We start from the raw sequence: 15,333 nt of genomic DNA, 5'->3' as shown, positions 1-15,333 counted from the left end.
ATAAGGATAACGTAAACGATGAAAACTCAATGGACTTGGTTAGCTGCACTTGTGGCATCCACATCAATCGCTTCGACCTCTGCCATAGCAGACACTGACGTGTATCTCACCAATAACACCAATCAAGTGATGACCATTCAAGCCAACCACACTGGTACCGACCTGCTTCAACTCGGTGATGAGTGGCAACAGCATGTTGAACAGATTGGTCCTTGGGAGACGAAGAAGCTGATAAGTTTCAACCGCTGGACTGGTGTGAAATCTGGGAAGACCTATGAGTTTGACACTGTGGTATCAAACGCTGTGGGCGAAAGTGTCACGCTCAACCAAACCATGAAGGGACATTGGTATAACTCGACACTGCAACATGGTTTGAGTGCCGCAGACGTCAACCTAACATTGCATGACGATCGTAATATTCATCGCAGCACAACCGATGCGTTCGGGGTCAATGCAGAGCTAGCCCTCAAAGCCGATTCTACAGCGCGCTATGATGATATTTATTACACCATCACCCCACCAAAAGTGGATGAGCAACCAGAGCCGGATGCCAATACACTCAAGGTCATGACTTACAACATCTGGGCGCTGCCTGCCATCGCTTCACATATTGGTGACCGCTATGACCTACTCCCTCAATATGTAAAGGGCTATGACGTGTTGGCGCTTCAAGAGGTGTTTGCTAACGGCAGAGATGAGTTCTTGCGTGAGCTTGCGAAAGAGTATCCTTATCAAACTAAAATGCTCGATAAAGATGGGATTAACATATACGACGGTGGTGTGATCATTGTCAGCCGCTATCCTATCGTTAATGAAGCGCAGTATGTTTTCCCTGATTGCACGAGCACAGATTGCTTTGCTGATAAAGGTGTTAACTACGCGGAAGTTATCAAGAATGGTCAGGCTTACCATGTTTTCGGTACCCACACGGCATCATTCGATACGGACACCGCTCGTGATTACCGACAACGTCAATTCAAGCAGATGCGTGCACTGGCGCAGTCTCTGAATATCCCGGCATCAGAAACTGTGGTTTACAGCGGTGACTTCAACGTGAACAAGTTGAAGTTCCCAGGCGACTACCAACAGATGTTTGCTAACCTGCAGGCTGATGAACCAACATACTCAGGTTACACCGCTTCTACCTTTGACCCACGCATCAACAACTTTGCGGGAGAGCCTATGTCGGGTGGCGAGAACGTTGAGTATCTCGATTATGTGGTAGTGAGCTCAGAGTATGCCGCTAAAGCGCATAACTACAATCGCGTGGATGTCCCAAGATCAACAAGTATGGGGAGAGTTGGCCCACCAGCTATTCGCTGACCAGCTTGCTCATCTGGATTTTACGCATGACGCTAACACCCTTGAAAAGAACGAAGCGAGCCAGTTTTTGGCCAACTATCAAGATTTGCTTAGTGAATGGCAAAACAATACGGGCACGTTAAACGCCGAAACACAGCTTCAAAAATATGAACTGGCAGTATCTTTGATACCCAGCAGCTATAGCCCTGCTGAAGTAGCATCAGTCAAAGCCGACCTTCAAGATGCCTACTTAGATGAAGCGCAGGCCAGCAACATTGCCGCGCGAGAACAACAAGTCGCACAACAGCAACAAACCGTGATGAGTTATCACGAGCAACTGGATCAGCTCAAAGCGACCTTAGACTCTCAGCGCTCATCAAGTTATGCCACTTGGACTCAACAAGATTGGGACAGTTATTATCAACAGCAAGTCACCGATTTCAGGGAGCAGTTCTTTAGCAAGTAACGCCTTAACTTAAACCATCACGAAACTGAGCGGGCGTCTTATTGAGCCAACCTTTAAACGCCCTTCTGAAGTTTGCAGGGTCGCTATAACCGAGCCTTTCACCGATGTCATCAATGCTCATGGTTGTACCGAGTAACAGCTCTTTGGCCAGTTCCACTCGAACTTCGGTAAGCAATATTTGGTAACTGGATTCATGGGTTACTAGCTCTCGCCTGAGTGTACGAGAGCTACAACCAAACTCATCCGCGAGTTGTTCAATATTCGGGAAACTGCCTGCGGTTTGATAAAAGATCGTTTTGATCTGGTTAGTCAGCAGATGCTCAGAGTCCAACGTTTCCATTATCGACTGGCAAGACGCAAGATAGCGCTTCAGTGTCGCTGCATCATGAGTCAATAAGGTTTGCGACAAAACCGATACATCAAAACGCAGTTCACAATGGCTCTGCTCAAAAACTACAGGGCACTGGAAACGATCGTCATAGAGCTTGGCGTAATTAGTGCGTGTATAAGGCAAAGCCAAAATATGAATATCCAACTCATGACCAGTCAGCTCTTTGAATAAAGAGACGATTGAATTCAAGAAATATTCACTGCAGAAAGGAAGCAGATCACCCACTTCCAATGTGTTCTCAATCTGAATCACTGCTTGCTCGGAATCTAGAAACAATTTAACCGAGAAAATAGGACCGTTCAGGCGCAAATACTTGAAGCCCGACTTGATGGCCTCCCCGACATTTTGACTGGTTGATAGCGCATAACCCAACACACCAAAGTGGCTCAAGCTAGCGTGTTCCCCCAGCCAAAGCCCTAAGCCATCGTGAGGAAAGCTCTGATTCGCCGCGCTAAATAACGCAAGTTTATCAGCGTAAGTCAGCTTTCCATTCGGGTCTCGCCAATCCATGTTCGGCAAACCCACATCATTGAGTAGCCTTTCAATATCGATACCTCGTTGCTCTAACGTATTCAACAGCAGCGCGATATCTAATGTACCCAACTGATGCCGATGTCCGGTCGGCTTATACTCCGCAATAATCTCCAATCGTCTCTCCTTATATCGAGCCCATTCCCATAAACATGACTACTCAGCTTCAACAACACTACTAACAAAATCGTGATTGGTAACGCGCTCTTGTCCGAATATGACCTCCCAATTCTACGCTACTCATCGCACAATGGCTTTAGTTGTTAAATTAATGTGAACCATCGCAATGATAAAAACGAACCCAGCCCCACACAGTTTGATTGATTCTAATGGTCAGCCGATCATTGGACATTTCGATGGCATCCCCAAACACCTGAACATCGAGAGCTTTGACTACCGAAACTCGATGGATGCAAAAGCAAATCTTTGGCAGAAGCACTTCCACTACAAACAATTTCAATTTGTCAGCATCGTCACCGACACGCACATTATTGGTGTCGCTATCGCGGATATTCGCTACTTGGGCTCGGCATTTTGTTATCTGTACGATATTGAAAACAACCATCTAGAAGAGTCATCTTGGTTGAGGCCATTAGGGTTTGATAAGCATGTAACGCCTTCACCATTTGAAGGAAAGACAAGCATTGCAGATCAAAGCATTGCTTTCTATATCGAGGGCGGACAATGGCGAGTTCGCTTGAATACGAAATTCATCAAGGCCGATATTTCTTTAGAGCCTGAAACCGACAGCTTGCCCATGGCGATGTGCAGCCCAACGGGTTATTCAGGTTGGACTTACACCCAAAAGCACAATGCTTTGCGCATCAGCGGTGAAATCCAAATCAAAGGAGAATCACTCGTTCTCGAACAAGCTCGTGCTGGTTATGACTTTTCAGCGGGTTACATGAGACGTGAAACCAGTTGGCGCTGGGCAAGTATCAACACGCAATCCCATGGCACAGATATTGGCTTAAACCTCGCGGCGGGCGTGAATGAAACCGGAGGCTGCGAAAACGTGTTATGGGTCAATGGAACCAGACACTTGCTTAACCCGGTACAGTTTACGTTCAGTCGCCAAGACACGAACTTGCCTTGGCAGATAACATCACAAGATGGACGTATAAACCTGACCTTTACGCCCTTAAATAACCGCAACGAAAAGCTCAATTTATGGCTGTTAAAGAGTAACTTTCGTCAGTTCATTGGTCATTTTTCTGGCTCGATTGAAGACAACAATGGAGTGACACATCAACTCGATGGTGTTCTTGGCCTAACAGAAGATCACTTTGCTCGCTGGTAGCGAAATTCTGCTGATTGAATCTCAGGCGAGCAAGTCTAAGTAAACTTGATACTAAGAACGCGTATGGCGTCTCAACAAGGATAAAACATGAATATCGACGCATTAATCAATCACCCAGAATGGCTACTGCTGGTATTAGCGCCCTTATTCGTGGTGTGCATGTTGGCTGAGTATTTTATCGGTCAGAAGCAAGGTCGATTGCCAGATAATTCCAGCTATAAACTTTCAGAAGTGATGTGTAACTTCACGCTTGCAGGAATGCATCAACTCTCCGATTTGATCACCGGGTTATTGGTCGTGCAGTTGTATCTCTTGATGTTTGGTTGGCGTTTAATGGACATTGAAATGGGCGTGCTGAGTTTCATTGTGTTGATGGTGTTGCAAGACTTTTGCTATTACTGGTTCCATAGAGCAAGCCATCGTGTTCGCTGGATGTGGGCAGCACACGTCGCGCACCACAGCTCAGAACAGATGAACTTCAGTACGGCTTTCCGTCAAAGTTTAATGTACCCCATTGCGGGAATGTGGCTGTTCTGGGTACCGTTAGTCATCATAGGTTTTGACCCTAAATGGGTCATCTTTGTGGTGCTTCTGAATCTAGGTTTGCAGTTCTTCGTCCATACACAATGGATACGAAGCTTGGGGCCACTTGAATACATCTTTAATACCCCTTCGCATCATCGAGTACATCACGGCAAAAACCCGCAATACATTGATAAGAACTACGCCGGCGTTCTTATTATCTGGGATAAGTTATTTGGTACATTCGAACCTGAAGTTGAAACTGTACGTTATGGCGTCACCAAACCCGTGAACAGTTTTAATCCGATAGTGGTCACCTTTCAAGAATGGAAGGCCATATTCAAAGATTTGAAGAACCGAGAGTTAACCATGAAGCAGAAAGTCCAGTTGATACTCTCGCCTCCATCGGATTAAACGGACGATAGACAGATTGTATTAACTAAGAAACCGCCTCAATTGGTTTCAAAACCTTCCCCACTGACTCGATTGAATAGTAAAGCACCGTTTTCCGGCAATTTATTTGTGATCTGGGTTGCACGCGTACCGCATACTATCAGATACTGAACAAAACTAACCTTCAGCCACAGTAAACGTTCCGCGCTTGCTGTTCAGGAAATTCAATGAGTTCAGATAATCAGCCAACCTACTTCTTTTTCGATTACGAAACATGGGGCGTTAGCCCAGCAAAAGACCGTCCGAGTCAGTTTGCGGGTGTTCGTACCGACCAAGATTTCAATGTTATTGGAGAGCCTCTGGTTATCTATTGCCAACCTCCCGCTGATTACCTCCCTGCGCCTGAAGCTGCACTGATCACCCGTATCACACCACAAAAAGCGGCTTCACAAGGTCTCCCTGAGCCACAGTTTATCGCTAAGATCCATGCTGAGTTAGCGAAACCTAACACCACAAGCCTTGGCTACAACAGTATTCGATTCGATGACGAGGTAACGCGTTACACCTGCTACCGAAACTTCATCGACCCATATGCGTGGAGTTGGCAGAACGGCAACTCGCGTTGGGATTTATTAGATGTAATGCGCGCTGTTCACGCACTGCGCCCTGAAGGCATTGTTTGGCCAGAGAACGAAGAAGGTTATCCAAGCTTCAAACTGGAACACCTATCTGTGGCAAACGGCATTGAACATGAGAACGCGCACGATGCGATGGCCGATGTTATTGCGACCATCGAGTTAGCGAAGAAGCTGAAAGCTGCGCAACCTAAGATGTTCGATTACCTTTACAACATGCGTCATAAGCGTAAGCTGAATGATCTGGTTGATATCGTAAACATGACACCATTAATGCACGTTTCAGGCATGTTTGGCCGTGACTGCAACTACACCAGCTGGATTGTGCCTATGGCTTGGCACCCAACCAATCAAAATGCGGTTATCGTGGTTGATTTAGCCAAAGATCCAAGCCCACTGTTAGAACTGGACGCTGATGAACTCAGAGAAAGGCTCTATACCAAACGCAGTGAACTGGGTGAAGACGAACTACCCGTACCCATCAAATTGGTTCAGCTAAACAAGTGCCCTATTCTTGCTCCAGCCAAAACGCTAACGGCTGAAAATGCTGAAACCATCGGTATCGATCGCCAACAATGCCTGAAAAACTTGGCACTGCTGCGCGAACACCCAGAGATCCGCGAAAAACTGATCGGCCTGTATTCACAAGAGCGCGAGTACGAAAAGAGTGATGATGTTGATACACACCTTTACGACGGTTTCTTTTCACCTGCTGATAAAACAGCGATGAACATCATTCGCGAAACTGACCCGAACAACTTGGCGGCTTTGGATATCACCTTCAGTGACGAACGAATTAAACCGTTACTGTTCCGTTACCGTGCGCGTAACTTCCCATGGACGCTCGACGAAGCTGAGCAATTGAAATGGGCGAACCATTGTCGTGAGTTTTATGAGTGCCGTTTAGAAGAGTACATGCTCAACCTTGAAAACCTCGCGCACGAACATGAAAGCGACGAGAAGAAAATGGCTATCTTGAAGGCGGTTTATCAGTACGTAGAAAAGTTAGCTAGCTAATTCCATTATCAAGAGACGTAACACTTTGAAAGAAAGATTGATCCAACTGGTTTACTGCTTAATCTCCTTCACCTTAATCATAGGTGCACTTACAGCAGGTAACGCGTTACAGTACTTTTTGGATACCTCAATCCCAGGCAGTATTTTTGGCATGTTGATTCTGTTTGCCGCCATGGTGATTGGTATTGTTCCTTCGCACTGGGTACAACCCGGTGCAAGCTTGATTATCCGCCTAATGATCTTACTGTTTGTTCCGATCAGTGTTGGGTTGATGGATCACTTCGACATGCTCATCGCGAACGCATTGCCAATTATGGCGAGCGCCGTTGGTGGCACGTTACTGGTGTTGGTGTCCTTATCATGGTTCTTAGACCGCTTGCTATCGAGAGGTAACTGATCATGTGGATTCTACTCACCATCGTGGTATTCCTGTTTGCTCGCTGGGTAAGTCAAAAAGTAAACTCGCCGCTTTGTAATCCCCTGCTTATCAGCATTGGTATCATCATTCCGATACTCACGTTCTTTAGAGTACCGTTTGAGACTTACTATGCCGACAACACCTGGATTACCTACATGCTTCAGCCTGCGGTTGTTGCCCTTGCTTACCCGCTTTATGAACAGCTACCTCAAATCAGAGCCAACTGGCGCATTATTACCTTTGCTTGCACGCTAGGCAGTGTGATGTCGATGACAACAACGGCATTAATCGCAGTGGCTTTTAAAGCGGACTTAACTTTGATTGCGAGCTTGTTAGGCAAATCAGTCACCACGCCAATTGCGATGGAAGTATCAAGCCATTTAGGTGGTGAAGCAGCGATTGCGGCAATACTGGTATTGATTGTTGGTCTGTTTGGGGCAATTTTTGCTTATCCAATCTACAATCTCATTGGTATTAAGAGCCCGATCGCCCGTGGTTTAACCATGGGTACCGTGTCTCACGCTTTAGGCACCGCGACTTGTGCGGAAAAGAATCAGGAAGATGCAGCATTCAGTTCTTTGGCTCTTGTGCTTTGTGGCGTCATTACCTCAATCATCGCACCGAGTATATTTTCGCTCGTGGTTTGGTTCTATTCTTAACCTAAACGATCACTACGCGATCCAGCCCAACCAGAATGCTGTTTATTACAGTGTCTGTTTGGGCTTTTTATTCGCATTTATTTAGCAATAGCAGTCAAGTCACGGTCTTTTACGAGCACTAAGTGCGATATCAGCTGTATAAATGGCTCTTGTAATCGATTTCAAGTGTGACCTCACTCTAATTATGCAAACCAATGTAACAACAACAATTCAATAGTGATCTTTATCACAGAAAATTCCTGAGCAATGCATAAACTTAAAGCCTAAGGTCAATTAAGGATTCAACATGAACAGTCGTATTACCCTGGCGCTGGAAAGTGCTCCATCATCAATGAAAGCGCTTTTGAGTGACATCGTATTAGCAGACAACTTTGACGCGACATTGTCTCCAGAACAATTTGCTAGCCTACTGCAAGCAAGTGGTCTAGCGGATGACGAGCTACGTATTGCGCTACTTCCTTTTGCCGCAGCGTATTCTTACGCTCCGTTATCTGACTTTTATGTTGGTGCTATCGTGCGTGGTTTGTCTGGTACTCTGTATTTTGGTGCAAACCTTGAAATCGCTGGTGCTCAACTTGGTCAAACCGTTCACGCTGAGCAATCTGCAATCAGCCACGCTTGGATGAAAGGCGAACTAGGTATCTCAGATATCACCATAAACTTCAGTCCTTGTGGTCACTGTCGTCAATTCATGAACGAACTGACCACAGCAAAAGAACTTAAAGTTCAGCTTCCACAACGTGATGAAATGTCTCTGCAAGAGTACCTACCAGACTCATTCGGCCCTGCTGATTTAGGTGTGACGACTGGCCTAATGACTAAGCTTGATCATAAGTACACGACCGAAGAAACAACGCCTATTGTTGTAGAAGCGCTAGCAGCACTAAACCGCAGCCATGCTCCTTACACCAAAAACCTAAGTGGTGTTTCACTGCAATTGACGTCGGGTGAGATTTTCACCGGTGCTTACGCTGAAAACGCAGCGTTCAACCCGAGCTTACCTCCTCTACAAGTGGCGTTGATTCAACTTAAACTGGCTGGCTTCGATTTTGAACAGATTGAAAGTGCAGCGTTGGTTGAAATTGCCGAAGGTAGCATCAGTCACCTAGCGGATACGCAATCTACATTAGAAGCGATTAATCCCGACATTCCAGTGACTTACTTAGCAATCTAAGTACATCTAGTTAACAATAATTTAAATAAGCAGCCCTATTTAACGGGGCTGCTTTTTTTATACTTGTAATTAACGTAGCAACTTGCGCAAACGTTTGCTTTTGTCATTTAAATAAGTATGATCACCCCGTTTTCAATCAATCGTTTAAAAGATCGGAAGGAATTTCTATGTTTGGTACCGCTACTCGTGAAAATGCTACTCGTGTACTTCTATTAGGTTCAGGTGAACTCGGCAAAGAAGTTGCTATCGAGTGCCAACGTTTAGGTTTGGAAGTTATTGCTTGTGATCGTTATGCAGACGCACCAGCAATGCAAGTTGCACATCGTAGTCATGTATTAGACATGTTAGACGGCGATGCACTGCAAGCAGTCATTGAACTTGAAAAACCAGATTATGTGGTTCCTGAAATTGAAGCTATTGCCACCAGCAAGTTGGTAGAGCTGGAAGCGCAAGGTTTAAATGTCGTTCCCACTGCAAATGCGACTAAGCTAACGATGAACCGCGAAGGTATCCGTCGCCTAGCTGCAGAAGAGCTAAAGCTGAGCACTTCTCCTTACCGCTTTGCAGACACCTTTGAAGATTTCTCAGCCGCTGTTGAATTCGTGGGCATGCCTTGCGTTGTTAAGCCAGTAATGAGCTCTTCAGGTAAAGGCCAAAGCGTTATCAAAACAGAGGAAGACATTCAGAAGTCTTGGGACTACGCACAAGAAGGCGGTCGTACTGGCGCGGGTCGTGTAATCGTTGAAGGCTTCATCGACTTCGATTACGAAATTACGCTACTTACCGTTCGCGCAGTCGACGGTGTTCACTTCTGTGCGCCTATCGGTCACCGCCAAGAAGACGGTGATTACCGCGAATCATGGCAGCCACAGGTCATGTCTGACAACGCACTTAAAGCGGCGCAATACACGGCAGAGCAAGTGGTTAACGCATTAGGCGGTCACGGCATCTTTGGTGTTGAACTGTTCGTTAAAGGCGACCACGTGATCTTCAATGAAGTCTCCCCTCGCCCACATGATACTGGCTTGGTTACTCTGATGTCTCAAGACTCATCGGAATTTGCACTACACGTACGCGCATTTACAGGTATGCCGATCAAATCAATTACTCAGTATGGCCCTTGTGCCTCTGCCGTAATCCTTGGTCAAGGCACATCAACGAATATCCGCTTTGAAGGCCTTGCAGAAGCGCTAGACGCACCACAAACGCAAGTTCGCTTGTTTGGTAAGCCTGATATCGATGGTCGCCGTCGTCTTGGTGTGGCGCTTACTCGTCGCAACAGCACTGAGACAGCGATTGAAGATGCAATTGAGAGCGCGTCAAAAGTAAAAGTGATTTACTAACCTGCTATTCAATTCTGAACAATCACGAGTTCAAATCTGAACCATAAAAAGACGGGCTATCGAGCCCGTCTTTTTGTTGGTGTTATCTGTTCGCTTAACTAAGCAGACTGAACTTAAGCGTCTGACTCAATCAAATACACTTCTTCACAGAAGCGAGACAAGCCTTTCTTAGCAATCTTCGGATGTTCATCGTTCGCTATATCTTGATTCAACAATGTAATTTTGTATCCTGCAAACAATTGAGCAATCTCTAACTTAGGTACGCTAAACGGAGGCCCAGCCATTTCGTTTTGGTCGTAATCCAGTGTTACTAAAAGAATCTTACCACCCGGTTTCAGTAGTTGTTTCAAACGCTCGACATACTGCACTCGCATCTCTTCAGGCAATGCGACTAAAGACGCGCGATCATAAATGGTATCGACAGGTTGGATTGGCGCTGAAAAGTAATCGCCCGTGTAGATGTTCAGTTCATCGAATTGGTAGAGCTCGTGCTGACCGCTAATTTGAGTCACAGTCGGGGTATAAAGGTGCTCTGCAAAAAATGCGCGAACCGCAATCTGGCTTAACTCGACACCTTGAACATCTTCATGCTTTGAAGCTAGCCAAATCAGATCTTCACTTTTGCCACAAAGTGGAACAAACACACTCTTCTCGTAGCTAGGCTCAGTCTTTTCCCAAAATTTAATCAGAAGTGGGTTTACATCTTCGAGGTGGAAACCAATTTGGTTGGCTGCCCATTTATTGTGCCAAAATTCAGGATTATTCATCTTTCGTTCATGTTAAACAGTCATAATGCAAGGGTACAGTATAGAGAGGTAAGAGCAACCTTAGCTTGGTTTAAAGTACTAAATTGATTTCGATAAAATCAGAAACTGGCTAAGTTCAAAGTTCTGATAATTGCGGAACTAACGGTTGGGTTATTTGGCTATATCTTCACATTTTAAAGCAATATTAAACGTTAGAATTGGTTTCTGTCTTAGCTAGCCTCATTTAATATGTAGTGAAATTAGTTAAGCTGTTTTTACTCTTGTGCGTTACTGGTTACCCCTTTTGACTACCCGTTTTTTGTAACCTTGTATTTTGGAGTTTGAATGAGTGTATTTCTCCGTACGACGGCCCTAATGCTTTTGGTATTGAGCCGAGCGCCTGCATTCGCAGCAGCACCTGTTTCAACAAGTTCAACAGATCAAACGCGCACTCCTGCGCAAAACCAAGTATCTTCAAACGTATTCCGTCATAGTTTGAGCGGCCTTTACGGCATCAAGGCCTTCGACTCACGCCCGACTCAGCCTTACACCGACTTCGATATTTTGTACAGCAAAGCGCATCAAGGCCAAGCTGAACTAGAAACTATCTGTAAAAGTACTGCCCTACTCACCAATTCTGAAGCGCTCTTTGCTGGCGTTAAATCTCAAGCTCGCGCAGAAGAAAAAATCGCCCTTGAGCTTGATGGTGATGTGACAAAAATTACCGACTTAGCCCGTGCAACTATCATCGCGAACGATGTAGAGAGCTTGGTTGAAGTTTACGAAGCGCTAAGCCGTGAAGCAGACGTTGTTAAGCTGAAAAATAAGTTTAAATCGCCGGCTGACTCTGGTTACCGTGACCTTAACTTGTTGGTTCGTTTGCCTAAAACCAACATCATTGCAGAGGTTCAACTTCACTTAAAAGCGATTGCTGACGTGAAAAGTGGTCCTGAGCACGAGCTGTACGAAATTATCCAAGGCATTGAGCGTCACGCAATTGCAGAACATCGCCCAATCAACGATATCGAAGCGGCACAAATCAATAGCCTACGACGCCAATCTTTAGAGCTTTACCAACAAGCATGGCAACCGTACATTACAACGCACATTAAAGCGGCTTAACACATAGATAGGCTATTCCAATAAACATCACAAGGGCTGCACTCGCAGCCCTTTTTAGTACTTGTTGAGTAGCCTCTCCACTTCCTATCCCAAATAATCAGATCGTTTAAATTTAGATCTCAGTCTCTTTTCTCCGTCGAACATTTCTGTTTCTATAGCGAATAAGCTTCTGACAAGAAAAGGAATTACGTCAATGCAGAATAACAAATCCATGCTTTCCATCGCGCTACTTGCTGCGTTTTCTGTACACGCTAGTGCTGACGAATGCGGAAAGATCACCATTGCAGACATGAACTGGAACTCGGCGAGCCTATTGCTCATGTCGACCAATTCATTTTGAATAACGGCTACGGCTGTGAAGCGGACTTAATCCCCCGGTGATAGCGTCCCTACGGGCACGTCAATGATCGAAAAAGGTCAACCTGATGTTGCGCCAGAGCTTTGGACTAATGGCATCAAAGAAGCGTTGGATAAGGGTGTTGCGGATAAGCGTCTACGTTACGCGGGCAAGTCTTTGGTCAACGGCGGTGAAGAAGGTTTCTGGGTACCAAACTACCTTGTTGAACAGTACCCAGAGCTTACAACCATTGAAGGTGTGATTAAAAACGCAAAGCTGTTTGAACACCCAGAAGATGATGAGAAGTTTGCGTTTTATAGCTGCCCTGCGGGTTGGACTTGTCAGATTACCTCCGGTCACCTGTTCGATGCGCTTAAGTTAGAAGATCACAATTTTGAAATGGTTGACCCCGGCTCAGGCGCCGCTTTAGCAGGTACGATAGCGAAAGCTTACGAACGCAAAAAAGCATGGTTTGGATATTACTGGTCGCCTACGCCTGTGCTAGGTAAGTATGAAATGGTGAAGGTTGATTTCGGAAGTGGTACTGACATTGAGGAATTCCGTAACTGTACGACACAACCTGATTGTGAATCTCCTAAAGTGACCATGTATCCACCAGCACCGGTTCACACAATCACCACAGAAGCCTTTGCTAATAACGAACCTCTTGCCTACCAATACTTTGAAAAGCGTGGTTTTACCAATAAACAAATGAGTGAGTTGCTGGCCTGGATGGAAGACAACCAAGCCGACGCCGAAGAAGCCATGTATTACTTTCTAGAAAGCTCACCACAGGTATGGAAGCCTTGGGTGTCTGAAGACATCGCAAGTAAGGTTCAACAAGCCCTTTAGAGTGAAGATTCAAAGTCAGAGGCCTAGCCTCTGTTTTCGCATCTAAAGCAAGTTCTTACCGGACAGTAAATAGATGGAGTTTGAGAAAGGTTACTAAAAATTAAAGAAATGCGTTTAGCTTAAACTCTATGCAGATACAAAAAGACCACGCTAGGCGTGGTCTATTGCTTGGCTACTTCTCGATTTTAATATTTTCGACACGGGCCTTTAGTTTTTGTCCCGGTCTAAAAGTAACAACACGTCGAGCAGAAATTGGAATGTCTTCACCTGTTTTCGGGTTACGACCAGGTCGCTCGTTTTTCTCGCGAAGATCAAAATTACCAAAACCAGACAGTTTTACCTGTTCGCCATTTTCGAGCGCTTTACGAACTTCTTCGAAAAACACTTCCACCGTTTCCTTGGCATCCCGCTTGCTGTATCCGAGTGTCTCAAACAGGTTCTCAGCCAAATCGGCCTTCGTGAGTGCCATAAAACTTTCCTCAAAGCTATGTTAAACATTGCTACCATCGCCAGTAGCGCCAAAGCATTTACCCTATTCAATCAATGAGATAAGGTCATTTACTAGGAAAGTGTATGCCAAGCTTCTGATTTTCGCCAACTTTTTTATCTTAACTATTTAATTATTCTTTCAAATCAGAAAGATAACTCGCTTCAAATTTCACATATATAGCTAAAAACCATCTACTCAACAGTAACGAAATGGCGTTATATTCCATACAAACAACCATTAATAGAATTTAAAACTTTAGCGAACTAAATAATAATTTTTGAGACTTTTCTCCGATACCCAATAAAATCAGCCACTTGATTTGATATGGGACTCAACAGAGGTTACTAAATAAGCGTTATTAAATATAAGATTTGTATCATTTCAGAATTTAATTCGAATTCACTTATAAAAGCCTATGTTCTTTTGAGGTTTTCGGTTACAACTTAACAGAGGATGGCTTGACGGAATCAGAACTCGATGAGTGTATCGAAATCAGAATAGAAATGATCGGTCTAGAAATAGACGATGATCTTGAGAGCCAGTTACTTGCGTGTATGGTTAGTTGATTGCTTAGTAAGTTGGTTATTTAAATAACTTCACTTCTTCGACATAGAATAAGACCTCACAAGTGCGAGGTCTTATTTGTCATTCAAAGCTGCTCATGCAATATCAGCTTTCTTCAATCATTTTTGTTCAGCAAGTGTTTGTGTCGCTTTGGTATTCGTTACATTCGCAGGTTTCACAGTCAAACCAATCCCGACAAGAAACAGTATTGATGCAACAACCTGAGCCACAGACAGCACCTCATCATACATAAAGTAACCACTGATCAATGCGAAGATAGGCACTAACAAGGTTAACGGCGCGGTCGTGCTTAACGGGTATTGGATTAGCAGCTTATTCCATACCCAATAACCAAATAGTGTGGTTGGGTAAGCTTGAAACAGCACTGCAATCGTCGTGTTCCAATCCCATTGTTCGATGCCCTGCCAGATTATTTGCTCACCGTGTAGCATCACGGCAAATAACACTAGTGGCACCGGAGCAAACAACATCCCCCAGACATTGAACGCAAAGGCTTGAGTGGTTTTCGATGCCTTAACGATCACGCCCATCAAGGTCCAACTGCACGCCGCAATCATAATAAAGATCACGCCATTAACGGTGACATTACCCGTAGCTGCAGATACCAATACCGCCAACGCACACATGGCTAGCATCGCACCCAATAACTTACGAACGGAAGCACTTTCCTTGAATACCCACACGCCAACCGCCATGCCGATTAATACGTTGGTTGAAAGCAAGACCGATGAAAGCCCAGACGACAAACCAGCGGTGATCGACCATGAAGCCATACCCCAGATACCCACACCGAACACAAAGCCATAACTGACTAAGTAGCGCCAAGCGACACTAGGTCTCGCTACAAAAAATATCACCGGAATCACCGCTAGCGAGAAACGCGCGGCGGTTGCTAACAACGGATGAACATTAGTCACACCCATTTTGATCATCGAGAAGTTGAATCCCCAAATCGCCATGACGAATACCGCTAACAACAAATCATTTCTTTTCATACTGACCCCTCCTTTGTTTCGAATTAGTATCCCTTGAACAATAAAACCAGTACAG

Annotated in this window: 13 protein-coding genes and 3 pseudogenes; 12 read left to right on the top strand and 4 right to left on the bottom strand. The window is 45.0% G+C overall.

The genetic code is table 11. The features are described 5' to 3' along the window. The first annotated feature begins 18 nt into the window (after positions 1 to 18). Together AB6D58_RS12095 and AB6D58_RS12090 are read left to right on the top strand one after the other, a co-directional pair. Positions 19 to 1,323, top strand: coding sequence for a sphingomyelin phosphodiesterase (locus tag AB6D58_RS12095; RefSeq protein WP_372157364.1), 1,305 nt, complete (start codon positions 19 to 21; stop codon positions 1,321 to 1,323). Further along, positions 1,235 to 1,768 (top strand): annotated as a pseudogene (locus AB6D58_RS12090) (chromosome partitioning protein ParA); the annotation flags it as partial. The gene AB6D58_RS12095 and the pseudogene AB6D58_RS12090, both read left to right, overlap by 89 nt. Before the next feature lie 4 nt (positions 1,769 to 1,772). Here AB6D58_RS12090 and AB6D58_RS12085 read toward each other — a convergent pair. Further along, complete coding sequence (locus AB6D58_RS12085) at positions 1,773 to 2,807, bottom strand: AraC family transcriptional regulator (RefSeq protein ID WP_372157362.1); 1,035 nt, start codon at positions 2,805 to 2,807, stop codon at positions 1,773 to 1,775. 169 nt (positions 2,808 to 2,976) lie between these two features. Between AB6D58_RS12085 and AB6D58_RS12080 the strand changes: the two genes are divergently transcribed. The 7 genes from AB6D58_RS12080 to purT all read left to right on the top strand — a co-directional run bounded on the left by AB6D58_RS12080 (position 2,977) and on the right by purT (position 10,151). Beyond that, positions 2,977 to 3,990 carry a DUF2804 domain-containing protein gene (locus AB6D58_RS12080; protein WP_372157360.1) on the top strand — a complete coding sequence of 338 codons (1,014 nt, stop codon included), beginning with the start codon at positions 2,977 to 2,979 and terminating at the stop codon, positions 3,988 to 3,990. A gap of 87 nt (positions 3,991 to 4,077) precedes the next feature. After that, on the top strand, positions 4,078 to 4,926 hold the full coding sequence (locus AB6D58_RS12075) for a sterol desaturase family protein (RefSeq protein WP_372154840.1): 849 nt from the start codon (positions 4,078 to 4,080) through the stop codon (positions 4,924 to 4,926). A 206-nt stretch (positions 4,927 to 5,132) separates the two neighbouring features. Continuing rightward, positions 5,133 to 6,557, top strand: a complete 1,425-nt coding sequence (gene sbcB, locus AB6D58_RS12070) for an exodeoxyribonuclease I (protein WP_372157358.1) — start codon at positions 5,133 to 5,135, stop codon at positions 6,555 to 6,557. Between the two features lie 25 nt (positions 6,558 to 6,582). After that, positions 6,583 to 6,954 (top strand): CidA/LrgA family protein, encoded by a 372-nt coding sequence (locus tag AB6D58_RS12065; RefSeq protein ID WP_108100047.1) that lies wholly within the window; start codon positions 6,583 to 6,585, stop codon positions 6,952 to 6,954. 2 nt (positions 6,955 to 6,956) lie between these two features. Continuing rightward, entirely contained in the window at positions 6,957 to 7,634 is a 678-nt protein-coding gene (locus AB6D58_RS12060) for an LrgB family protein (protein WP_017090893.1), read from the top strand. Positions 7,635 to 7,920: 286 nt separating this feature from the next. Next, positions 7,921 to 8,808 carry a cytidine deaminase gene (cdd, locus tag AB6D58_RS12055; RefSeq protein ID WP_017059133.1) on the top strand — a complete coding sequence of 296 codons (888 nt, stop codon included), beginning with the start codon at positions 7,921 to 7,923 and terminating at the stop codon, positions 8,806 to 8,808. 167 nt (positions 8,809 to 8,975) lie between these two features. Further along, a complete protein-coding gene (purT, locus tag AB6D58_RS12050; protein WP_102333250.1) occupies positions 8,976 to 10,151 on the top strand; it encodes a formate-dependent phosphoribosylglycinamide formyltransferase in 1,176 nt (391 codons plus the stop codon). Between the two features lie 113 nt (positions 10,152 to 10,264). Here purT and AB6D58_RS12045 read toward each other — a convergent pair whose 3' ends face one another. Further along, complete coding sequence (locus AB6D58_RS12045) at positions 10,265 to 10,918, bottom strand: thiopurine S-methyltransferase (protein ID WP_372117441.1); 654 nt, start codon at positions 10,916 to 10,918, stop codon at positions 10,265 to 10,267. Positions 10,919 to 11,242: 324 nt separating this feature from the next. Here AB6D58_RS12045 and AB6D58_RS12040 point away from each other — a divergent pair, with 324 nt between their 5' ends. Together AB6D58_RS12040 and AB6D58_RS12035 are read left to right on the top strand one after the other, a co-directional pair. After that, the gene (locus AB6D58_RS12040) at positions 11,243 to 12,019 is read left to right on the top strand and encodes a RelA/SpoT domain-containing protein (RefSeq protein WP_017059130.1); all 777 of its coding nucleotides are present in this window, start codon (positions 11,243 to 11,245) and stop codon (positions 12,017 to 12,019) included. Between the two features lie 193 nt (positions 12,020 to 12,212). Beyond that, a pseudogene (locus AB6D58_RS12035) lies at positions 12,213 to 13,208 on the top strand (ABC transporter substrate-binding protein). A 172-nt stretch (positions 13,209 to 13,380) separates the two neighbouring features. On the opposite strand, the gene ihfA reads toward AB6D58_RS12035, so the two are convergent. Next, entirely contained in the window at positions 13,381 to 13,677 is a 297-nt protein-coding gene (ihfA, locus tag AB6D58_RS12030) for an integration host factor subunit alpha (RefSeq protein ID WP_004734853.1), read from the bottom strand. A 449-nt stretch (positions 13,678 to 14,126) separates the two neighbouring features. Between ihfA and AB6D58_RS12025 the strand changes: the two are divergent. Continuing rightward, a pseudogene (locus tag AB6D58_RS12025) lies at positions 14,127 to 14,264 on the top strand (GTP-binding protein); the annotation flags it as partial. A 117-nt stretch (positions 14,265 to 14,381) separates the two neighbouring features. On the opposite strand, the gene AB6D58_RS12020 reads toward AB6D58_RS12025, so the two are convergent. Beyond that, a complete protein-coding gene (locus AB6D58_RS12020; RefSeq protein ID WP_372157356.1) occupies positions 14,382 to 15,278 on the bottom strand; it encodes an EamA family transporter in 897 nt (298 codons plus the stop codon). Positions 15,279 to 15,333 lie beyond the last annotated feature (55 nt).

Origin of the sequence: Vibrio sp. 10N.239.312.D08, assembly GCF_041466145.1 — a bacterium.
In the GTDB taxonomy this organism is placed as follows: domain Bacteria; phylum Pseudomonadota; class Gammaproteobacteria; order Enterobacterales; family Vibrionaceae; genus Vibrio; species Vibrio crassostreae_C.
Note: the sequence above shows the minus strand (reverse complement) of the source record. Positions and strands in the feature narration are given on the sequence as shown.

Excerpts from the sequence above, each read along its gene's own strand:
- cdd (WP_017059133.1), top strand. The coding sequence starts at position 7,921 with ATGAACAGTCGTATTACCCTGGCGCTGGAAAGTGCTCCATCATCAATG.
- sbcB (WP_372157358.1), top strand. The coding sequence starts at position 5,133 with ATGAGTTCAGATAATCAGCCAACCTACTTCTTTTTCGATTACGAAACA.
- AB6D58_RS12075 (WP_372154840.1), top strand. The coding sequence starts at position 4,078 with ATGAATATCGACGCATTAATCAATCACCCAGAATGGCTACTGCTGGTA.
- AB6D58_RS12060 (WP_017090893.1), top strand. The coding sequence starts at position 6,957 with ATGTGGATTCTACTCACCATCGTGGTATTCCTGTTTGCTCGCTGGGTA.
- AB6D58_RS12040 (WP_017059130.1), top strand. The coding sequence starts at position 11,243 with ATGAGTGTATTTCTCCGTACGACGGCCCTAATGCTTTTGGTATTGAGC.
- AB6D58_RS12045 (WP_372117441.1), bottom strand. The coding sequence starts at position 10,918 with ATGAATAATCCTGAATTTTGGCACAATAAATGGGCAGCCAACCAAATT.
- AB6D58_RS12020 (WP_372157356.1), bottom strand. The coding sequence starts at position 15,278 with ATGAAAAGAAATGATTTGTTGTTAGCGGTATTCGTCATGGCGATTTGG.
- purT (WP_102333250.1), top strand. The coding sequence starts at position 8,976 with ATGTTTGGTACCGCTACTCGTGAAAATGCTACTCGTGTACTTCTATTA.
- ihfA (WP_004734853.1), bottom strand. The coding sequence starts at position 13,677 with ATGGCACTCACGAAGGCCGATTTGGCTGAGAACCTGTTTGAGACACTC.
- AB6D58_RS12095 (WP_372157364.1), top strand. The coding sequence starts at position 19 with ATGAAAACTCAATGGACTTGGTTAGCTGCACTTGTGGCATCCACATCA.
- AB6D58_RS12080 (WP_372157360.1), top strand. The coding sequence starts at position 2,977 with ATGATAAAAACGAACCCAGCCCCACACAGTTTGATTGATTCTAATGGT.